The sequence below is a fragment of the Undibacterium sp. GW821-FHT07F11 genome, assembly GCF_059418665.1.
Genome location: NZ_JBWKQH010000004.1, coordinates 385,241 through 405,414 on the forward strand (window position 1 = coordinate 385,241; position 20,174 = coordinate 405,414).

Here is a 20,174-nt window from a genome sequence, read left to right on the forward strand (position 1 = left end):
GCAACTATAAGACTATTGAGCATTGCTTACAATATTGTGCGTAATGTATAAAAATTGCATCGTATATACATGGGAGAAGAGGAGTTTTTCATTCCAGAGGTATCTGTATTCCAGAATATAGAATAGATAGCCAGTATGTTTAGGATTGTTTTATCCCGCTTCGTAATTTTTGCATGAAGACAGAAATCATTTTTTTGAAAAAAATGATGTTCAAAAAATTGGAATTTTATGAACAAAACTTTTACTGATGCACTAAAAGGATTATTTTGTTACATCGTGGTAATTGGTACTGCAGTGCTTCCGATTTTGTGGCCATCCAAGCTTGATTTGGTTCTTAATGGCGTTTTTTGGTCAGCCTTAGTTTTATTACTAGAGTGCTGTGCAATACTATGGTACCTCTACGTGTCCCATGGTGGGACGGAAAGACATGTAAGGTTCACGTTTGGTTTATTACTTGTAGTAGCAGCTTCGCTTATGTTTAACAGCTTCGAGTATTTCGCGAAAAATGTTAGCGAGAAGCAAGCTCTTTTCCCCGAGTCATATTCGACATTTTTTCTAATATTTAAGCAATCTCTCATTTATGTGAAAGATTGCATTTCCTTTGGTATTGCTGCTATTGGAGCAAATCTTGCGGCGCATTCTATTACCGAACCCAAGAAAATGGAAAATGCATAGATAACAATTGTGACGCTTTGGTGACGAAATATTTTATAAATGTATTTTCGGTGATACGCAGAATGAGTGGGCTAATTACTTATCGATTTCGCGTTACTTTTATAATTCGGAACTTGAAAATCAAAAGAAAATAATAATTTTCGACTTTGTCACTTGAACGACGGATCAATTCACAACTAAATCGATGAACGTCTTACTTCGATCGATGAGAATGCATTTAAAATCATGTCGTATTAACTGTGCATTAGCTGAATGCGCTAAAGCAAGATAGCTGTTTTCTCTGGAGCGGGTGAAGGGAATCGAACCCTCGTATGAAGCTTGGGAAGCTGCCGTTCTACCATTAAACTACACCCGCATGGCATATATTCTACGCGCATTTTTCAGGTGATGAAAATGCAAATATACGGCAGTTCCAGACTGTCTGCTGATTACGGCACAGGATTCAGCTTTGCCACTGCTTCAATTTCTATCAAGGTGTCCGGTGTCGCCAGGGAAGCGACACCGATACCTGTCAGGGCCGGGCGGGATGTGCCCAGGTAGTTACGTAATATGGGCACGATCTTTTCCATATGGTCAGCGAGTTCGCCTCTGATATAGACGCGTAATTGCAGCAGGTTTGCTACAGATGAATTTGCTGCTTCCAGTACCGTCAGCAGGTTTTTGATTGCGCCCTCAGTCTGTGCTGCCATGTCCTGGTTTTTTACCTGGTAACTGCTGTCCCAGTCTACCTGACCTGATATGAAAATCAGGCCGCTTTCTGTATCTATCGCTGCCTGCGACAAGCCAAATGGTGTGCCGTCATACAGCGTAGCGGGATTGATCTTGTTGATACTCATGAAAACCTTTCTGTGTAATCTGAAATATTGTGTAAGCACAGAGAAAGTTTAGTGATGGATGCTGCGCTTAGCCATCAAGCTAGGCTTGTAGCCGATACAAGCGGGGTTATGATGTCATGCCGTGGTTGAAAACTTTTGCTGTATTTTGTCGAGCAGCCACATCATGAATGCATCGTCCCTGGCGCTGGAGTGATACGCAGCAACGACTTCATATCCCGGTGGATACTTTTTAAGCGGTATTTCAAACAAGCCTGCACATGGCATCAGCCGCGATGGGAGAAAGCCGACCATATCGGATTGTTTTAGATATTCCTGCGCCATAAAAAACGAAGGTACCGAGACATGTACCTTGCGCCGCAAACCCTGTTGTTCAAACCAGCTATCTGCTGATCCTTTAAAGCTGGCAATGCCGGGTGATGTCACGACGAAGTCATATTCGACAAGACGTTCCAATGGTAAATAGTCGTCGAAGACAATATCTTTGTTGGCAGATACACAGACATATCTTTCAGTGAAGATGGCATCTGAAACCAAGCCCTCCGGCACATAGCCATTTGATGTCAGCGTCAGGTCAATTTCACCCTGATGCATTTTCTGTATCAGGTTTGCACTCTCGATATTGATGACGATGATTTTTACCTTGGGGGCAGAGAGTCTCAGCTCTTTGATCAACTCGCCGACGATGACTTTTTGCGTATAGTCAGTGGCAGATATCACCAGGGTTCGTTCTGTATTTTCTGGTGTGATTGTATCCGGCAGCGGGATTTCATTGAGATGGATCAGTATCTGACGGATATGCGGCTGTATCAGTTTCGCATAGGGCGTAGCCACTACGCCATGACCGGTTCGTACAAACAGCTGATCACTGAGGATGCCCCTGATTTTTTTCAGTTGCAGACTGATGGCTTGCTGCGAGACATCGAGATATTCCGCCGCTGCCGACAGGTTTTCAAACTTGTATAAGGCGTCGAGGGTTCTGAGGTGATTTATTTCCAGCTTTTCTATCATGCTGCCTCGGTTCGTGTTGCAATGAATTTTAAAAATGTAAGCAATCCTGATTCTCCGTGCAGCGTATCGGATTAGCGCCCAAGCGTCTACTTTCAGACCACTCAGTTTTGAATGCAATGAAATCTGCTTGTCATACAACGGGGGGCCTTGGCTTTTATTGCACCGCGCCAATTGAAAATTTTTGTGCACGTCCCACTTATATCTTTGTTTTTTCGATAAGCAGTATTAAAATTAACAATTAGATAATTTCAGTGCAAGGAAAAGCCTGATCTGCCCTTGCAGCAATGCCCCTCGATGTTCTGCCCCTTACCGCAAAAAGGATGATCATGAGCACAGCAAGCCCTACAGCCAGCAATTCTACAAATTCGACCAGCGTTACCAGTGATACCAGCACCCCGCCAGGCAGGCCAAATATCCTGTTCATCATGGTTGATCAGATGCGTTATCCGCCGCGTTATTCAGATGACCCGCTGGATCCCTTGTACCAGATTTTGCGTTTTGAAGAGGGTAGCCTGGAGGACAATCCCTATGCAGAGCAGTTTCCCGGTTTCGTCAAGCTGCGTGAAAATGGGGTGTCGCTGCAAAACCATACCTGCTCCAGCATCGCTTGCGTGCCGGGCCGTGCCACCATCATGACGGGGCAATACAGTGCGCATAGTGGCGTGACGCAGACCGAGGGCATGTTCAAGGTCGATACCGACCCGGCCTTCCCGTGGTTGCCGCAAGACGGCGTGCCCACCATGGGCGACTGGTTCCGTGCGGCGGGTTATGAGACGCATTATTTTGGCCGTTGGGATTTATCGAACCCACCTGATGGCAGTCTGGAGAACTGGGGCTTTGGTGACTGGGAATATTCGACACCATCTGACCAGCGTTTTGGTACGCCCAATCTGGGCGTGTACCGCGACAAAACTTATACTGATCTCGTCACCACCTTCCTGCGCCGCAAGGGCGTGGGTGTGGAGGCGAACATGATCAACAGTAATAACCCCACCAATGCCAGCTTCAAGCTGCGGCCCTGGCTGGCGGTGGCGTCTTTTGTCAATCCGCACGACATAGGCGCTTATCCCTTTCCATGGCAACCAGCAGTAGAAACACCGGCAACACCGCCGACGCTGGGCGACATCATTGCACCTTATGGCGCACCGGTGAAAGGTACGCTCAGCCAGCCACCGGTGTATGGCAATGCCCCGAATCAATTCAAGGCCACCTACCGCGTACCGCTGAATCCTGATGGCTTCAAACTGGGTGATGTCAGGCTGCCTGTCAACTGGCGCGGTGATTTATCCAGCAAGCCAGATTGCCAGTACGACTATTCCTACAAGTTCCAGTTGGCGCTGACAACCCTGCGCGGTCAGCATGCCGTCATCCCTTCACCTTATCCCTTCAAGATGCAAAGCAATGCAGAGGACTGGTATCGCAACTACCTGGCGTTCTATCTTTACCTGCAGTACCTGGTTAATATCGAAGTCAGCACCATACTGGAGCGTCTGTATGAAAGCGGCCTTGATCAAAACACCATCGTCGTTTTCACCTCTGATCATGGCGAGCTGGCGGGGGCGCATGGTGGCCAGATAGAAAAATGGTGTGGCGCATATCAAGAGGCAACGCACATCCCCGCCATCATTTCTTCTCCTCTGGTGAATGGTGACAAAAACATGCGCACCGTGCACTGTCATACTACCCATGTCGATTGGGTACCAACCCTGTTGGGCCTGGCTGGCTATGACCAGAATGACAGACAGGCGCTGGCCAAATTTATACAGGGTCATGATGTCAAACCACTGGCAGGTGAAGACCTGGCACCCATCATCCGTGGCACAGCGCAAGAGACAGAACGTCGTGGCGTGCTGTTTGTTTCTGACGACAACATCACCGCACCGCTGGACACCAACTACCTGCCCGACAAATACCAGTGGTATGTCGACATCACAGAGCGCCTGACCAGCCCCACCGGCAAGCCAACGGAAAAGCAACCTCTGACCGCACCCGGCCCGGTAGTGCAGCCCAACCACATACAATCTTATTTTGAAAAACCGTGGAAACTGGTGCGCTACTGGGAGCCGCAAAATCCCGCCAACACCCAGTGGGAACTGTATAACCTCGATGCCGACCCGAATGAAAACCACAACCTGCTGCAATGGGATAAAACCACAGGTGCGCCTGTTTTGCGTTCGGGCCAGATCGTTGAGCTTGGCCTTAACCTGGCCCAGACTGAATTTGATCTGGCTTATTTGCGCAAGGCCCTGAACCAGTCACTGGTCAAGGCAGGTTACACACCGCAAAACATGCAGGATATGGGCACCGTGGCAGATGGGCAGGCACCGGGCTGAGGTCTGAATTTGTAGGGTGTGCCGTGCGCACCGGATGTTGATTTCATGTTTGCAAAATATTTGCGGTGGCGGTGCGCGCGGCGCACCCTGGCTGGCGAACATCTTGCAAAGATATTCGATTTTTGATTACGACATCTACATGTGGCGCATTACAATGCACCCTACGTCACGGCCGCGGTTCGACGCTACTTGTTAGTGTCTGGTGAGGTTTACCGCGCGCCGCCAAATCACGAGTTTAAGGCCCTCCAAACACCTTCCTTAAAAACTCGGCCATCGCATCTACGGTCGTCTCCAGCCATGGATCAAACAACCAAAAGCTGTGTGGTGTATCCGGTATCAGCACTGTGTGTGTTGCGATATCCAGGCCCGTCAACTTTTGCACTATCTCCTCCCGCCCAAGGCTGAAGCGTTTTTGCGCGCTGGTGATGAACAGGATGGGCGGGGTATGTTGACCGACATGCGTCAGTGGCGATGCTTCTTTCCATAACTCAGGTTTTTCTGCATAAGTACCACCAAACCAGGCACCGGCGGAAGAAGGTTTTTTCTTTGGATCGTCTTCATATTTGCGTGCTTCTTCTGACGTAAAGTCAGACAGGCCATCGATATTGATGATGGCTTGCACAGCGCTGGAAACTTGGCTCAGGTGCACCTGCGGGTCAAACTCTGGCACGTCATTGGTGACACCAACCAGGGAGGCAATCTGGCCGCCTGCTGAACCACCGGCGACTGCAATGTGTCTGGGGTCCAGTTGGTACTCAGCCGCATGCGTGCGTAGCCAGCGTATCGCTGCCTTGACATCATGAATCGCCGCGGGGTAGCGGGCTTCGCCTGATAAGCGATAACTGACGGTGGCGGCAATGTAGCCGTGCGCTGCCAGGCGTATTGCCACGGGGGAGAGATTGTCACGTGTGCCTGAGCGCCAGCCGCCGCCATGTATCAGGACTATGCCCGGCAAGGCTGCCTTAATGGTTTGTGCGGGCATGAACAGATCCAGTTGCAGGGCCTTGCCCTGATTGCTGACGTAGTCTATGTCCCACAGTACCCTGACAGTCTCTGGTGGTGTTTTGCTGGCGATGTGGATGAAAGGGTAAGTGCTGGCCAGCTTTTGGTAGGTGCTTTCTGCCGTATAGACGTTATCTGCAGGCGCGGGCTGGCCGGGCCTGGCACATCCTGCCAGCATGCTTCCTGCCAACGATGTAGCTGCAAGCAGCGTGGCGATAAGTCGATTCAAGCCTTACTCCATCATATACTTTTGGTAATGCATCCAGCCCAATCATGGCAGGTTCTTGTCCAGGCTTTGTTCAAGCTTATCGGGCAGCATTCAGGAATTATCGCATAATCATGCAATAAGCGGCTAGTCCACATTGCATTATTGGACAGGCCAATTTAAAATGGTCTGACCAATTATCGCAATATATGTAATTGAAGCAAGACAAAACACATAGACGAGACAATTCAACAAACTTTCCGGGCAGGCGCATATGAAATCAAGTTCCATCCTTGTTAATACTTTTGCCAAGACGCTCTTTGCAACAGTTATGGCATCCTTATTCTTATATGGCACTGCTCACGCTGACGGTGGCTACCGCAACAGGGACAATAAAGACCTGAAAGATGCTGGCGAGGGTACTTACCCAGTGCCTTACCAGAAGCCGGAAGTAGTCGAAATCACTGAAGCCCTGCATCGCATACGCGCCTATATGGAATCAGTCACGCCCACCCGTGTGATACAAAAGGGGAGTGGCGCAGAGGTCACAGACTTTAGCAAGCCACCGGTTGCCGATGCGATTTTTGAGCCGGCCAAGGGTGACTTTGGCATCCTGGTCTATGAAATGGGTGTGGTGCACGCCGGGCTGATGAAGGCGGCTGAAGTCACAGGCGACAAAAAATTTACAGCAATGACAGAGCGCCACCTGCAGTTCTTTGCCAAGACCATGCCTTATTTTGATGCGCAAGAAAAGCAGTTCCACCTGGAGCGCGCCAACAGCTTTGCGCGCTTTCTTGACCCGCGCTCGCTGGATGACAGCGGTTCCATGTGTGCGGCACTTATCAGGGCCAAGTTTGCCAGTATCGGGCCAGACCTAGGCAATATGATCAAGGTGTGCAGCAATTTCGTCGCTAAGCAACAGTACAGGCTGGCTGATGGTACCCTGGCCAGAAAACGCCCGCAAGCCTCTTCGCTGTGGTCTGATGATATGTATATGGGCGTCATGCCGCTGGCTGAGTTCGGCCACCTGACCAAAGACAAAGCGTATTTTGATGATGCAGTCAAAAACGTTTTGCAAATGTCTGCCTATATGTTCAACAAGCAGGCCGGTATCTACACCCACGGCTGGAATGCGAATAACCCGGATGCACCGCGCTTTTACTGGGCGCGTGCCAATGGCTGGGCCGTGCTGACCATGTCAGATGTGCTCGATGTGCTGCCCAAGGATCACCCAGGTTATCCCAAAGTGCTGGCGCAACTGCGTGCTACATTGAATGGCATAGCCGAACTGCAGTCTGGCCAGGGTCTCTGGCACCAGATGCTGGACCGCAATGACTCTTACCTTGAGACATCTGCCAGTGCCATGTTCGTGTACACGATTGCCCACGCCATCAACCAGGGCTGGGTCAGCCCGACGACCTATGGCTCCATTGCCCAGGCTGGCTGGAATGCACTCTACCCACGCATCAATGCCAAAGGCCAGGTCGAAGGCACTTGCGTAGGTACTACCTTCGCCAGCGACCAGGTGTATTACTACAACCGCCCCACCAGTGTAGATACTTTGCATGGCTATGGCCCCGTGCTGCTGGCCGGCGCTGAAATGATCAAGTTGTTGAAGAATCCAGCGATTGAAGTCCAGCATAAGGTACGCACCTACCACTATCTGCCTGCTGGCAATAGCAAGACAGATTATCGCGAACACCATTGACGCCTTACACCTAACGGACACCCACAATGAAATCCATCGCCATGAAACAGACTTTGCGTTGCCAGATACTTCCACTAGTTTTGAGCAGTCTGTTTGCTGCAGGTGTGACCAGTGCCGCCCACGCTGTCGACAAACTCACCATACAAGTCAGCCATGATCTCGACGCGGCACGCCCGTCTGAAACCATCACGCTACCCTGGTCAGAAGTCAATAAGGCCTTGCCCGGCGCACTGATACAACGCATTGCCGTCAAGGATGCAAAAGGCAAAGTGCTGGCACATCAGGTGACCAATGTCGCGCCCTTGTCAAAAGACCCCAAGGGTGAAGGCATTGCCTATGGTGAACTGATTTTTCAATATGACTTTGCTCCCGGTGAAAAACAGGCAATCTTCAACGTGGAAAAAATCGACACCCTGGTGCCTGTATTTGAAACCAAGGCCTTTGCCCGCTACATACCAGAACGTCTGGATGATTTCGCCTGGGAGAATGACAAGATAGGTCACCGCACCTACGGCCCGGCACTGGAAGCGCCCGCGCCAGCTGGCAGCAATAAAGAAGTCTTGCGCAGCAGTGGCCTCGACATCTGGTTCAAACGTGTGTCCTACCCCATCGTAGACCGCTGGTACAACAAGGGCCATGACCATTACCACAAGGACGAAGGTGAGGGCATGGACATGTACAACGTTGGCCGTTCACGCGGTTGCGGTGGCACCGGCATCTGGGATGGCCAAAGCCTGTACACCAGCGCCAACTACGCCACCTGGAAAGTCATCGCCAACGGCCCAGTGCGTACCGTGTTTGAACTCAGTTACGACAATTGGGATGCGGCGGGCGTCAAAGTGTCAGAAGTCAAACGCTTCACCGTCGATGCTGGCCATCTGTTTGACCAGATGGAAAGCACCTTCAGCTTTACCGGCCCTGCGCAATTGAAAGTCGCCTTGGGATTGAATAAAACACCGACAGACAAAGGTCAGAACCCCGTCATCAAGCTGACGAAAAACCAGGTCACCCCATCCATCACCCAATGGGTAGAGCAGGCCAGCAATGGTTCCATCGGCACCGCGATTATTTTGCCAACCGCCGAGGGCTATGCCGAGGACAAACTCAACGACCTCATCGTCGCTACAGTCTCTTCCGGCAAACCATTACGCTATTACGTCGGTGCAGCCTGGGACAGAGCCAGCCCATACAACAGCAATGAAAAATGGCAAGCCTATGTCAAGGCGCATGCTGAAAGAATGCAGCATCCCATCAAGGTGCTTGCGATCAGCAAGCCATGATTGATTGTAATTTTTTTTTGAATGCCATATAGACCCGTAAGTTGCGTTTCAACGCATGCGTAGATAGCAGGATTTGTATAACTTGCAAAAAGCCATACATCTCATGAGATGTATGGCTTTTTGCTTTCACTCGATTTGCACGAATTAAGAAAGAGGTAAGATTGCTACCCTGAATGCAGCCCTTGAGTTTGGCTGTTAAACTTTGATTTTAAATTCTATTCAAGGTACCCCTGTGGAGGTATTACTGTGAAACCACAAATCACTGTCATCACCCTGGGCGTGGACGATCTGGAAGCGTCATTGCGGTTTTACCGAGATGGTCTGGGCTTTGCCACCGAAGGTATCATCGGTCAAGAATTTGAATATGGTGCTGTGATTTTCATCCAGCTTCAGCCTGGCTTGCGTTTGGCCCTGTGGCCACGCACGAGTATCGCGCATGACACCGGCCTTGCATTGCAAGCGGCAAGTGCGACAGAAATGACGCTGGGCCATAATGTAGGATCACAAACTGAAGTGGATGCCGTCATGGCAAAAGCAGTAGCAGCCGGTGCCAGGATCATCAAGCCTGCCCACGCTACTTTCTGGGGTGGCTACTCAGGCTACTTTCAGGACCCCGACGGGCATTTGTGGGAAGTAGTCTGGAATCCGCAATGGACGTAAAAAGCGACACAAAATCGACGCAAAATAGTCTGACCTGACAACTGATATCAATTTTTATGGAGTAATAATGAGTTTCGCCGTCATCATCAAACATAAAACCCAAGCCGGAAAACGCGACGAAGTGCGCAAAGTCTGGGAAAAGCATATGGCACCAGCCATATCAACCAACCCTGGCCACATGGCTTATTTCTATTGCTTCGACAATGCAGACCCTGATTCCATCTGCGCTTTCCAGCAATACACCAGCCTTGAAGCGTCGCAGGAATTTTTAAAGACAGACAGCTATGCCGCTTACCTGCTGGAGGTCGAGCCTTTGTTGTCAGGCCCGCCGCAGGTGACTGCGTTGACGCCGATGTGGAACAAGGCTGCCTGATACATACCTGACCACAGGAAACGCAGAGACGTTTCCTGTTTAGGTCGGCTTTATTCATAAGCTTCATCCGCCAGCACCATTCAATGCCTGTCCAATAGAACTGCCACCTGCATTTTTTCAGCCTGTTTTTGACGTCAGTTTTTATGATCAGGCCAGGACCTGTAATATGCCAGTTTATTCCCCCAATGGCGGCGAGCATTGTCGAGCCACATTCACATGTAAGCATCCCAAAAGCCAACTGCCGGTTCAGCCTGTTCCACGATGTCAAGCACCAGCCCCGATGGGTCCCGCACCTGGAAGCGTACCTGGCCCCATGGCTCGTGTTTGACCGCATAGACGATTTCTACACCGGCAGCGCGCATCAAGGCTTCTTCCTTGCGTGCATCGTTTACTTGCAGGGTCAGTAACAGGCCCTGACCATTGAATGCCTCTGGCCCAGGCGGGCGTGAAGGGTGATCAGGTGTCATGAAAGCGATTGCCGTGGTGCCAGCTTCGGTCGTGCTGCGTGACAGCCAGACAAACCAGGATGCCTCAAACCCCACTTCGAAACCCAGGTGTTTCATAAAGAAGTCGCGTGAAGCCTGTATGTCAGCTGTCGTGATCAGAGGGTAGGCTGAGGTCAGTTGTGAGAGCGTGGCGGGTGAGAGAGTCGACATGATGGCTCCTGTGGCGCTGGTGTTGAGTTGATGTTGCGTTGAGATTCAGGTTTGGTACATACTGTCTGTATGTTTAATTAATTATGGATACATACAGTCTGTATGTCAACTGAAAAAAATACCTCAGAAGCCCCGATTGCAAACCGGCGCCTGGCGCAAGGTGCGCAATCACGCACGCGCCTGATAGCTGCTGCGCGCGCCCTGTTCGAGAAAGATGGTTATGCCGATACCTCTACCGAAGCGTTGTTGCTCGCTACCGGCCTCACCCGCGGTGCGCTCTACCACCATTTTCGTGACAAGAAAGATTTGTTCGTTGCCGTGTGTGAGGCAGTGCACATCGACCTGAGTGCCGCAATTGAGAAAGCAGCAGACACCCAGGGATCACCTCAGCAGCAACTGATAGAGGGCGCTATGGCCTGGGTTGACGCCATATCGCAACCTGGCCCGCGTCAGGTATTGCTGATAGATGGCCCCTCGGTGTTGGGGGCAGAGACCTGGGCAGCACTGGATGAGCGCCATGGTTACCAGCAACTCCACGCCGTGCTGGGCGACATCCTCAACCCCGGCGGCAGATTAAGTGTGCTGGAGGTCGATGCCTGCGCCTCTGCCCTGAACGGTGCCATCAACGAACTGGCGAAATGGCTGGCCCGTCATCCCGCTGCCACTTTCCCCGATGCCCGGCAGGCAGTGATGGCTGCGTTAAAACGCGTGTGCGACAACGTCCTGCCGGAAACATAGGAATCGTCTGGAATTTGTGCTTGCCTCTGGCACAGTATGTCTATGCATCAACACCTGTTGGCGACAGTCATCTGGCAAAGGCAACAGCGCAGCGCGCCCAATACAACAAACGAAAGATGGTTCCCATACAGGCCAGCGAGAACTGCTATGCTGAAAGACAAACTGCTAGTATCCTCATAGCTCTCATGGGAAAAAAACAGAGCAGATTTCTACATACAGGGAGTCGCCATGGCTGAGAATAAAACCAAAGCAACAGACAATAGCGTAGACGAATACATCGCCGCCATTGAAGACGAAACCCGCCGCCAGGACTGCGCAACATTGGTCAAGCTCATGTCCAAAGCGACGAAGCAGCCCGCCGTCATGTGGGGCAGCAGCATAGTCGGCTTTGGCAGCTATCACTACCGCTACGAAAGCGGCCGCGAAGGCGATAGCTGTCTGTTAGGCTTTTCTTCGCGCAAGGGTGATATCAGTCTTTACGGTTTGCATGCAACACCCAACCATGAGCAATTGATGTCCAGCCTGGGTAAAACCAAATCTGGCAAAAGCTGCCTTTATATCCGGAAGTTGAGTGATGTTGATATGAAGGTGCTGGAGACTTTGATAAAGGAAGCTGCGGCAATGAAAGATAGGGCACAATGTTGAGTTCTTGTTACGAGAACTCATTTCATGATGAAATATCTGCCAGCAATCTTCGCAACATCTGCCTGTTTATTACTCCAGCAAAGCCAGGCTGCTGACGTTACCGTACACCTTAAACTGATCTCTCCACAAAAACTGGAAGTCAGTTATCAATTGCCGCAAACATGTGATGCCATTCCATTCCTGAACCAGGAAACCTTGCCCAAATTTGGCAGCGAGATCCGGGCAGCCTGGCAAGCTGTGGATGATTGCGGCACCGCTGACGGAACAACACTCACCAAAACCAACAAGGCATGTTCAGGCATACGCTTTAATGTGCCCGCAACGAGCAAGTTTTATGACCGCGTATCGCCTGGTTCTTTCCCCATGGGCGAAGGCATGTATGTCAACACGACCAGCTACGCGGTCAGCGACAAGTGCGGCACCGTAGGTTATCAATTTTCAGCGCCGGGCAGTATCGCTTTCAAAGGCCAGCTATTCCAGAAAACGGCCTCTTACGATGCATATGTTGGGCAATACATGGCCGTGTTGCTACTGCAAAAGCAGATTTCATCAAAAGCTGGCGTCATCAGCTATTTCAATCCCGCTCTGGGGGCAGCGAATATACAGCTTCTGCAAAACATCGCCAGTCAAGCGGTAGATTTTTATCACCAGGCATTGCCTGATGTGGCTTTTCGCAAGCCCATACTTGCCGCTACTGTGGAGCAGGATGGTGGCGTCCCAGGTTTTTGGGGCGATGCCGGTGATGTCTTGCGGCTGGCGCTCTATAACTGGCCAGAGCGCCCCAATCCTGATAGTGATGAGCGATTAAGGAAATTTGTCTGGCATGAATTTGCCCATCGCTTTCAAGCACCTCCAGCCAAAGAAAAAGAACAACGTGCCCCCTTCATTGGCGAAGGTGGAGCTGAATATTTGCGCTGGACAGCAAGCCTGAAAACCAGATGGCTTAACCCGGAGGACGCAGCAACAGAACTCAGTACGGCTATTTTCAATTGCCTCTCAAAGACAGCTGGATATAGCTGGAAAACATTACCCAAGAATCTGGCAGCCAGCGGCGCGGTACCCTATGAATGTGGTTTGGCTTTGCATGTCATGGGGCTGGCGGCACGTCAGAACGATGGCAGCGCCCTGCAACAAATAAATGATTATTACCATGGATTTGAAACAGGGGAGGTGACAAGTTTTGAGCAAGCCATGGAATGCGGAAAGAAGAAAAATTGCACGCCACTATGGCTACCCAAACTCATGGGTGACCAACCCATGGCAACAGCCTGGCCTGAATTTTTTTCCAGCACCCAATTTGCAAAACCTGCCCCTCCGCCGCCAACACAATACGCCAATATCCAACGTATGGCTTTTACTGCCTTGATGGAAGAAAACTGTAATGGCAGTGCCAGTTTTTACACTGGTAAAGACGCTTTCCTCGTAGGAGAAATCAAAGGATGCAAACTATTTAAAGAAGGCATGAAAATTCAGAAAATGGAAGGCAAAAGATTATTCGGCACTTTGCTACTCGTCGATGAAATGATACAAACCTGCACTTCACACGGCAAAGTGAGCCTGGGTTTGGAAAATGGAGAAACCTTAGCCGTGCCGTGCAAGGGGAATTTCAAGATACCGCAATTTTATGCAGTGGATATGAAGCAATTGATGCAGAAACTGGATTTGTAGGTGAGGGAACAAATATCAAGAGAGTGAAATGCTGGATTTGATCCGGTTCAAGATTTGCCAGACGTCACAGGGCGGGTTAAATTTTTGGCGATAGCGGGTATGAATGATCTTGATGAGCTTTCTGCCAGACTTGAGGGCATCATTTTCCATCAAGGAAATTAAATGAGGAGCAGCTATGGCACGCGACAAAGGACTGGAAGAGTTGATTAACAATGAGCTGGAATCGAAACCGGAAATTACCACAAAGGGAATGTTTGGTGGCTGGGCATGGTTGCATGGTGGACGTTTGTTATGTGGCGCACGCCATGACGGTATGCTTGTCCGGTTAGGTAAAGTTCATGAAATCTGGGCGCTTCAATTAGATGGTGTAGTACCTATGCTCTCGCGCGGAAAACCCATGGCCGGATGGGTACGTGCCGACGCCCGTGTATTTGGCGACGATGCAATCCGTCGCAAATTGCTCAGTACTGCATTAGATTTTGTCCGTACATTACCAGCAAAAAAATAAGCATTTTTCAGTATTGTTGGGAACAATACTGAAAAATGCGAGACATATTCCCTCAGCCTGCTAGCTGAAAACTGATTGCCTTATTCAAGCACAGATTTTCCCACGAGAAGAGAATTGGCCCGACAGTATTTCTTGGTCGCTCAGTTCTTCACCTTGCCACAAGATGACTTTCGCAGCACCCGCACCAAAGCCTAGTTCGTGGAATGCCCTGTTCTCTATCTGTGTAAAACCTCCATCGGGATTACCCAGGGGATGGATGATCATGACCGGTGACATCTTCCAGTACCGGTCGCTCACAAGACGGACCAAAAATGCTTTGATGAGTTTTTCTGCTGCAGTAAAGTCAGAAACGAGTGAGCGAGGATGGGCGAAAGGGTTGACAACAATGGCGTTACCCTGGGTCGCAGCCGCAGAATGCGCCTCAGCCCCGGCGCCTATTACTTCCTGTTTTGTTGAAGTACTGATTGCTATTTCAGGTACTTCCGAGATGGATTGACCGGATTTGACATCCCTCATACTCAAACGATCAGAAGAAATCTGGACGTAGATAGTTGACTGGAGAAAGCTAAACATAAAAGCGCTAATTTTTTGGGTGACGATAGTTTATTTTAAGGATACATTCATTTTTTAACGCGAGGGCAAAGTACGATCGCATCAGCATTGAAGTAATCATGTCTCCAATTTTAAACATGAATTTATCTCTATCCAATTGGCATTAATTATTTCAGTAAAGTCCACCCCAGCCTAAAACGGCGAAGGCAAGTTCTGATACGTCTGCCATTGCGCAGCGCCTTCGGGTGGGCGGTAGCCGGGGACTTCTGCGGTTGGCAACTTCCAGCCATTTGCGCCTGAGAAAAAGTCCACGGGCTTGGTGTCGAGTGCGAAGATGGTTTCTAAAAGTCTTTGATCGGGGAATGGGCCCTCGCTTTGCTGTTTGACTGCAGCACCAACTTCCATGCAGGCATACCACCAGTAGATTCTGTCCATTTGCGTACCCAGCATTTTGCACATCAGTGAATAACGCGGTACTTTGTGCATGAAGGGGTCGGTACGCAGTTGTACCGACTGTATACCTTGGCAGAGAACAATTTTCCATTTGACCGGCATCAGGGTCTGGTAGAAGTTCAGGGCGATGGCTTTGCCTGCATCCTTGACTTTGTCATAGGTAGTGCCAGGTGCCCAGAACCAGATGCCGCTGCGTATGGCTTCACCGCAGCCGCTGAGTTTGCCCCAGTCTTGCAAGATGGCAGTCTGGTACTGGCCGCGTGCCTGTTCGCTTTGTACTACCAGGGCGCTGAGGGTACCTGCCAGCTCAGAACAGGCGATGATCAAGGGGACAGAACCATCAGGCAGATGATGCTCCTTGGCCATCTGCGCATTGGCGAATTTAAAGCAGGCCACCGAGATATCGACGGCTTCTGCACCTATCACGGCTTTGGCTTTGCTGATGAGTGCCCCTTCGAGTTTATCCAGCAGTTTATCGAGCACCATTTCTACCGCCGTCTTTGGCTGGTCGGTGCTATGCTCGGGCAAGCCCATCATTTGCACCACCTGGTTATAGGTGTTGGTATAAATTTGCCCCATGATGCCATTGAGCAGGGCCACATTGGTGGACAAGGTGGTGACGCCTTGCACGTATTCAAGTTCATCAATCAACTGGCTTTTGACTATCTCCCAGTCAGCTTCAGTAAACTTGACGGGGCGGGTCATTTTATCGATTTTTCCAGCCCAGATGGAAAAAGCAGCATTGATATTGGTGTATTGCGACCGTATGCCATCCACATCGGCAATGCCCAGTTCGCTGGACATGCTGCCATAAATTTCTTTTTGCACGCTTGTCATGGCTGGCCATTCCTGGCTCGCCTGGTCAATGATACCAAGCGCGGCGCGCTTGAAAATACCATCAAAAATGGAATAGAAATAGCATGATCGATGGGTGGCGGCCGTCAGGCCGACTGTACCTTTGGTGATTTTAAAACTCTGTACCCTGACAGCACTACGTATCAAATGCAGCTCACCATCGGTTTCCATGCCGACAGATGTGCACCAGTATTCCTTGTCTTCACATGCGCCTATCCAGCGGATGCCATTGTGGGGCAGGTCATCATGTTTAATCCAGCTGCCACTTTGCAGACGCATGATGATGTCCTGGCCGTTTTGTTTGACCAGTGCCAGCAAAAAATCAGCCGCACCTGCACTGATTTGTTGTATTACCATTCCCACCGGCGTGGCGATTTTTTGCCAGCCATTATTCAAGTATTGCCAGACGTGGCCACTACGCCCACGCACCCACATATTGCCATCGGCAGTAGCAGTGATGGTGGAGGGGAAATCACTTTCAGGCAGAACAGGCAGGGACTTGACTGAACCAGGGTCGATGATCACATCCTTGTGGTATTCCATGACGACAGGATTATTGTCTTTGCTGCGTATAAAAAACGCCCGCTTGAAATTGACTGGAGCCAGATGCTGGGGAAAACCAAACATGCTTTGATTGTATAAAGCATAGTCGCAAATCCTGACTATTGCCCCTGTACTATTGCTGAATTGCGAAACACTGTCCCTGGTCAAAGTCCATACACTGCCATCGGCTGCCACTGCCAGCACCTGGTTTTCTCCCGCGCCAGGATAAGGCAGGGCCTGGCTGACGCCCGTCTTGAACCCCAGCGCCGGACGTGGCGCATGCGTGCGTAAAGAATTGCTACGAAACAAACCAGGCGGCAGCGCAACAAGGGCATTAGTCATGGAACATCCTTCAGGTTAAATTAAACAGCACGGAAGTGTAAAAAATGAATGATTTAATTGTATGGCAGATTTGAGGGAAATCCTTGCATTAGCCCGGAAAAAAGATTGCCGCATGCCGGGCGATGCTATAAGTCGTCAACCATGCAAAGTAGTCGGCACAGCCGCCCGGATAACTTCGATAAACCTGCGCAGCCGTGCAGGATAAAAACGTGCATAGGGATACACCAGATTCACTGGTAGTGGCGTGGCCTGCCATTGTGGTGCCAGTTGTACCAGCCGCCCGGCGGCGATGTCGTCAGTCAGTATCCAGGTTGAACCGATGGCGACACCGAGGCCTTCGAGTGTGGCGGTGCGCAGGGCGTAGAGGTTGTCGGTGCTCAGGCGTGGTGTGAAGGCCAGGCGCTGGATTTCGCCAGTGTGTACATGATGCAGGAATACTTCGCTACGGTAAAAAGTACGCAGCGATAACCAGGGCAGGCCGGCCAGGTCTATGGCTTGTTGTGGCATGGGGCGGCCCGCCAAAACCGATGGTGCGGCGACGACGATACGTGGCACTTCTGCCAGTTTGATGGCGACCAGGCTGGTGTCGGTCAACTCGCCTATCTGTATGGCGCAGTCTATGCCTTCAGAAATAAAATCCTGTAACGAAGTATCGTCATGCAGCAGCCATTCTACCGACACGCGTGGATAACGCCTGAGGTAATCTGCCAGCGGCCTGACCAGGCGTTCCTGGCCAAAGGCGTGCGGGGCGACGACGCGCAACACGCCTTCTGGTTCTTCATTGGTGCCGCGCAAATCAGATTCAAAGGCGGCCCAGCTGACCAGCAGGTTTCTGGCATGTTCATAACAGCGCTCACCATCAGCAGTCAGGCGCATGCTGTGGGTGGAGCGGTTTAACAAGCGCACACCCAGGAATTGCTCCAGCGATTGCAGGCGGCGGCTGACTGTGGGCTGGGTGGTGCCCAGTTGCGCGGCTGCGGCTGACAGATTGCCCGCCTCGACGATGCGTACAAAGGTTTGCATCAACTCTATGCGGTCACCTGCACCCGTCATCAGGGCAGCGGTGGCGGCATTGTCAGGGCGTCTGGTCAGGGTTTTGGTCATACGCTCAATGTATAACAAATCTGCACGGCTTGCTACTACCGTTCAAGTTGGGCGCGCTTTACACTGTGATGCATCAGTTAAAGCAAAGAGAAAAGCATGTCTTCCATTCAAAATCCGCATGACCATATAACTGTACTGCCGTCAGCTACAGATACCCAGGTACATCAGCAGCCATCACCGTCTATGGTGTTTTTGCTGGCCAGTGGCGCTGCCTTTTCTGTGGCATCGCTGTATTACAGCCAGCCCATGCTGGGCATACTGGCTACTGACATAGGTGTCAGTAATGTCGCCATTGGTTATGTGCCTACGCTGACGCAATTGGGTTATGCGCTGGGCATTTTGCTGCTGGCCCCGCTGGGTGACAAGCACGACCGCCGCAATATCATCCTCATCAAGGCGGGTTTGCTGGTGGCGGCACTGCTGGCTGCAGCAGCCTCAAAGTCGCTGGGTGTCTTGCTGGTCGCCAGCCTGGCAATAGGGCTGACAGCGACCATGGCACAAGACATCGTGCCTGCTGCGGCCACCCTGGCACATGAATCGCGCCGTGGCAAGGTGGTGGGCAGTGTCATGACGGGTTTGCTGATGGGTATCTTGCTATCGCGTGTCGTCAGCGGCTTTGTGGCAGAACAATTTGGCTGGCGCACCATGTTTGTGCTGGCGGCGCTTGGCGTTTCACTCTTAGGCGTAGCGATCTGGCGCGGCCTGCCGCATTTTGTACCGACTACTTCCATGAGTTATCGCGCCTTGCTCGGTTCCTTGTTTGAGCTTGTGCGTCGTCATGGCAAGCTGCGCCGTGCAGCACTGGCGCAAGGCTTGCTGGCGATGGGCTTTAGCGGTTTCTGGTCTACCCTGGCAGTGATGTTGCATGCCGAACCCTTCCACATGGGCAGCGCAGTGGCCGGTGCCTTTGGCCTGGCAGGTGCAGTAGGCGCACTGGCAGCACCCCTGGCTGGCCACCTGGCCGATAAACGCGGGCCAGAACTGGTCACCAAACTGGGATCGGGTCTGACAGCAGCATCGTTCGCCATCATGAACCTGAGTCCGCTGTTCCCGCCAAGCGCACAATTGTGGTTGCTGGGCATAGGTACAGTTGGTTTTGACCTTGGTGTACAAAGCACATTAATCGCCCACCAAACGATTGTCTACGGCATAGACAATGGTGCCCGCAGCCGCCTTAACGCAGTCCTGTTTGTTGGCATGTTCATCGGCATGGCGGCTGGTGCCACATTGGGTAGCGCCTTGCTGGCGCAATGGGGTTGGACAGGGGTCACCAGCATGGCGACAGTCACGGCGCTGGCAGCACTGGCAGTGCGGTTTTGGCGGGTTTCTGGCGACGCTTGAACGTCAGAAAAGGTAGTTGTTCTGGAGCCTGATAACAGTTAGTTATGCACAGAATGCCATTGGGGTTTGATGAATAGCAGGCCGGTTGAGGACATCCTCAACCGGCCTTTTTTGTGCTTGTACCGAGTGCATCCGATAATTTTTGAGTATCCCACAATCATGAAATTCGCCGTCAAAATCCAACTTGCATGCCTGTCTTTGTGCTTTGCACATAATTGAAATTGTTACTTTATCAATAAAGGAAATGCTATAAATAATTGTTTAAAATCAAATAGATAAGAAACAGAATTTTACAATGAGGGCGTTTTTATCATATAATCCCGCTCGTTTAATTGTTTTGAAAGTAACTAGTTGTTGATGGTGCAATTAGATGTAGCAGTAAAACGCTGTTTGAACGCGCTGGGTATTTCGTAGCGATCCTGATTTTTACTGCTTTCGATCCCGCACCTGATTGACGCATTTACTTAGCATCTACTTATTCGCAGCGTTAGATAGTCAGCCTGCTTTTTTTGTCTCCCGCAGTCGGTATTAACTTGGTTGCTGAATTTTATGCGCGCCAATCCATAGCCGATGTGTACGAAGTTTGATTCTTGCCGCCTGTCACTTCTCTCTGACTGTAATTTTGTTTATCTGTCTGGAACTTTTTATGTATCTTCGTAAGCCACCCGAAAGGCCCTCAATGACTTGGT

18 protein-coding genes and 1 tRNA gene are annotated in these 20,174 nt (G+C 50.8%); 11 read left to right on the forward strand and 8 right to left on the reverse strand.

All coding sequences use genetic code 11. From position 1 onward, the window contains the following. The first annotated feature begins 228 nt into the window (after positions 1-228). On the forward strand, positions 229-675 hold the full coding sequence (locus AC07OI_RS12260) for a hypothetical protein (protein WP_492701841.1): 447 nt from the start codon (positions 229-231) through the stop codon (positions 673-675). Between the two features lie 281 nt (positions 676-956). Here AC07OI_RS12260 and AC07OI_RS12265 read toward each other — a convergent pair. The 3 genes from AC07OI_RS12265 to AC07OI_RS12275 all read right to left on the reverse strand — a co-directional run bounded on the left by AC07OI_RS12265 (position 957) and on the right by AC07OI_RS12275 (position 2,519). Further along, positions 957-1,030, reverse strand: a tRNA-Gly gene (locus tag AC07OI_RS12265). Between the two features lie 73 nt (positions 1,031-1,103). Next, positions 1,104-1,511, reverse strand: a complete 408-nt coding sequence (locus AC07OI_RS12270) for a RidA family protein (RefSeq protein WP_495257417.1) — start codon at positions 1,509-1,511, stop codon at positions 1,104-1,106. 114 nt (positions 1,512-1,625) lie between these two features. After that, positions 1,626-2,519 (reverse strand): LysR family transcriptional regulator, encoded by an 894-nt coding sequence (locus tag AC07OI_RS12275; protein ID WP_492701838.1) that lies wholly within the window; start codon positions 2,517-2,519, stop codon positions 1,626-1,628. A 326-nt stretch (positions 2,520-2,845) separates the two neighbouring features. On the opposite strand from AC07OI_RS12275, the gene AC07OI_RS12280 reads away from it, so the two are divergent. Continuing rightward, positions 2,846-4,852, forward strand: a complete 2,007-nt coding sequence (locus AC07OI_RS12280; RefSeq protein WP_495257418.1) for a sulfatase-like hydrolase/transferase — start codon at positions 2,846-2,848, stop codon at positions 4,850-4,852. 235 nt (positions 4,853-5,087) lie between these two features. Here the strand turns inward: AC07OI_RS12280 and AC07OI_RS12285 are convergent, their stop codons facing one another. Continuing rightward, positions 5,088-6,083, reverse strand: coding sequence for an alpha/beta fold hydrolase (locus AC07OI_RS12285; RefSeq protein ID WP_495257419.1), 996 nt, complete (start codon positions 6,081-6,083; stop codon positions 5,088-5,090). A gap of 307 nt (positions 6,084-6,390) precedes the next feature. Here AC07OI_RS12285 and AC07OI_RS12290 point away from each other — a divergent pair, with 307 nt between their 5' ends. From AC07OI_RS12290 to AC07OI_RS12305, 4 genes are all read left to right on the forward strand, one after another. After that, complete coding sequence (locus tag AC07OI_RS12290) at positions 6,391-7,767, forward strand: glycoside hydrolase family 88/105 protein (protein WP_495257420.1); 1,377 nt, start codon at positions 6,391-6,393, stop codon at positions 7,765-7,767. A gap of 26 nt (positions 7,768-7,793) precedes the next feature. Further along, positions 7,794-9,047, forward strand: a complete 1,254-nt coding sequence (locus AC07OI_RS12295; protein WP_492701826.1) for a BT3233 family polysaccharide utilization protein — start codon at positions 7,794-7,796, stop codon at positions 9,045-9,047. 246 nt (positions 9,048-9,293) lie between these two features. Beyond that, positions 9,294-9,707 carry a VOC family protein gene (locus tag AC07OI_RS12300; RefSeq protein WP_492701824.1) on the forward strand — a complete coding sequence of 138 codons (414 nt, stop codon included), beginning with the start codon at positions 9,294-9,296 and terminating at the stop codon, positions 9,705-9,707. A 67-nt stretch (positions 9,708-9,774) separates the two neighbouring features. Further along, the gene (locus tag AC07OI_RS12305) at positions 9,775-10,080 is read left to right on the forward strand and encodes a putative quinol monooxygenase (protein WP_492701822.1); all 306 of its coding nucleotides are present in this window, start codon (positions 9,775-9,777) and stop codon (positions 10,078-10,080) included. Positions 10,081-10,292: 212 nt separating this feature from the next. Here the strand turns inward: AC07OI_RS12305 and AC07OI_RS12310 are convergent, their stop codons facing one another. Beyond that, positions 10,293-10,736 carry a VOC family protein gene (locus tag AC07OI_RS12310; RefSeq protein WP_495257421.1) on the reverse strand — a complete coding sequence of 148 codons (444 nt, stop codon included), beginning with the start codon at positions 10,734-10,736 and terminating at the stop codon, positions 10,293-10,295. A 102-nt stretch (positions 10,737-10,838) separates the two neighbouring features. On the opposite strand from AC07OI_RS12310, the gene AC07OI_RS12315 reads away from it, so the two are divergent. The 4 genes from AC07OI_RS12315 to AC07OI_RS12330 all read left to right on the forward strand — a co-directional run bounded on the left by AC07OI_RS12315 (position 10,839) and on the right by AC07OI_RS12330 (position 14,295). Further along, positions 10,839-11,474, forward strand: coding sequence for a TetR/AcrR family transcriptional regulator (locus tag AC07OI_RS12315; RefSeq protein WP_495257422.1), 636 nt, complete (start codon positions 10,839-10,841; stop codon positions 11,472-11,474). A 228-nt stretch (positions 11,475-11,702) separates the two neighbouring features. After that, positions 11,703-12,119: a DUF1801 domain-containing protein gene (locus tag AC07OI_RS12320; RefSeq protein WP_492701816.1), complete on the forward strand. Its 417-nt coding sequence runs from the start codon at positions 11,703-11,705 to the stop codon at positions 12,117-12,119. Positions 12,120-12,143: 24 nt separating this feature from the next. Continuing rightward, on the forward strand, positions 12,144-13,787 hold the full coding sequence (locus tag AC07OI_RS12325) for a hypothetical protein (protein WP_495257423.1): 1,644 nt from the start codon (positions 12,144-12,146) through the stop codon (positions 13,785-13,787). A 175-nt stretch (positions 13,788-13,962) separates the two neighbouring features. Next, entirely contained in the window at positions 13,963-14,295 is a 333-nt protein-coding gene (locus AC07OI_RS12330; RefSeq protein WP_495257424.1) for a cold-shock protein, read from the forward strand. Between the two features lie 84 nt (positions 14,296-14,379). On the opposite strand, the gene AC07OI_RS12335 is transcribed toward AC07OI_RS12330, so the two are convergent. The 3 genes from AC07OI_RS12335 to AC07OI_RS12345 form a co-directional block, all read right to left on the reverse strand. Further along, the gene (locus AC07OI_RS12335; RefSeq protein ID WP_495257425.1) at positions 14,380-14,868 is read right to left on the reverse strand and encodes a rod shape-determining protein; all 489 of its coding nucleotides are present in this window, start codon (positions 14,866-14,868) and stop codon (positions 14,380-14,382) included. Positions 14,869-15,039: 171 nt separating this feature from the next. Further along, on the reverse strand, positions 15,040-17,040 hold the full coding sequence (locus AC07OI_RS12340; protein ID WP_495257426.1) for an NHL repeat-containing protein: 2,001 nt from the start codon (positions 17,038-17,040) through the stop codon (positions 15,040-15,042). Positions 17,041-17,175: 135 nt separating this feature from the next. Next, complete coding sequence (locus AC07OI_RS12345; RefSeq protein WP_492701806.1) at positions 17,176-18,144, reverse strand: LysR family transcriptional regulator; 969 nt, start codon at positions 18,142-18,144, stop codon at positions 17,176-17,178. A 96-nt stretch (positions 18,145-18,240) separates the two neighbouring features. On the opposite strand from AC07OI_RS12345, the gene AC07OI_RS12350 reads away from it, so the two are divergent. Continuing rightward, positions 18,241-19,485 carry an MFS transporter gene (locus AC07OI_RS12350; RefSeq protein ID WP_495257427.1) on the forward strand — a complete coding sequence of 415 codons (1,245 nt, stop codon included), beginning with the start codon at positions 18,241-18,243 and terminating at the stop codon, positions 19,483-19,485. Positions 19,486-20,174: the final 689 nt, after the last annotated feature.

Excerpts from the sequence above, each read along its gene's own strand:
- AC07OI_RS12305 (WP_492701822.1), top strand. The coding sequence starts at position 9,775 with ATGAGTTTCGCCGTCATCATCAAACATAAAACCCAAGCCGGAAAACGC.
- AC07OI_RS12325 (WP_495257423.1), top strand. The coding sequence starts at position 12,144 with ATGATGAAATATCTGCCAGCAATCTTCGCAACATCTGCCTGTTTATTA.
- AC07OI_RS12345 (WP_492701806.1), bottom strand. The coding sequence starts at position 18,144 with ATGACCAAAACCCTGACCAGACGCCCTGACAATGCCGCCACCGCTGCC.
- AC07OI_RS12315 (WP_495257422.1), top strand. The coding sequence starts at position 10,839 with ATGTCAACTGAAAAAAATACCTCAGAAGCCCCGATTGCAAACCGGCGC.
- AC07OI_RS12275 (WP_492701838.1), bottom strand. The coding sequence starts at position 2,519 with ATGATAGAAAAGCTGGAAATAAATCACCTCAGAACCCTCGACGCCTTA.
- AC07OI_RS12290 (WP_495257420.1), top strand. The coding sequence starts at position 6,391 with ATGGCATCCTTATTCTTATATGGCACTGCTCACGCTGACGGTGGCTAC.
- AC07OI_RS12320 (WP_492701816.1), top strand. The coding sequence starts at position 11,703 with ATGGCTGAGAATAAAACCAAAGCAACAGACAATAGCGTAGACGAATAC.
- AC07OI_RS12270 (WP_495257417.1), bottom strand. The coding sequence starts at position 1,511 with ATGAGTATCAACAAGATCAATCCCGCTACGCTGTATGACGGCACACCA.
- AC07OI_RS12350 (WP_495257427.1), top strand. The coding sequence starts at position 18,241 with ATGTCTTCCATTCAAAATCCGCATGACCATATAACTGTACTGCCGTCA.
- AC07OI_RS12330 (WP_495257424.1), top strand. The coding sequence starts at position 13,963 with ATGGCACGCGACAAAGGACTGGAAGAGTTGATTAACAATGAGCTGGAA.
- AC07OI_RS12310 (WP_495257421.1), bottom strand. The coding sequence starts at position 10,736 with ATGTCGACTCTCTCACCCGCCACGCTCTCACAACTGACCTCAGCCTAC.
- AC07OI_RS12340 (WP_495257426.1), bottom strand. The coding sequence starts at position 17,040 with ATGACTAATGCCCTTGTTGCGCTGCCGCCTGGTTTGTTTCGTAGCAAT.
- AC07OI_RS12335 (WP_495257425.1), bottom strand. The coding sequence starts at position 14,868 with ATGTTTAGCTTTCTCCAGTCAACTATCTACGTCCAGATTTCTTCTGAT.
- AC07OI_RS12295 (WP_492701826.1), top strand. The coding sequence starts at position 7,794 with ATGAAATCCATCGCCATGAAACAGACTTTGCGTTGCCAGATACTTCCA.
- AC07OI_RS12260 (WP_492701841.1), top strand. The coding sequence starts at position 229 with ATGAACAAAACTTTTACTGATGCACTAAAAGGATTATTTTGTTACATC.
- AC07OI_RS12280 (WP_495257418.1), top strand. The coding sequence starts at position 2,846 with ATGAGCACAGCAAGCCCTACAGCCAGCAATTCTACAAATTCGACCAGC.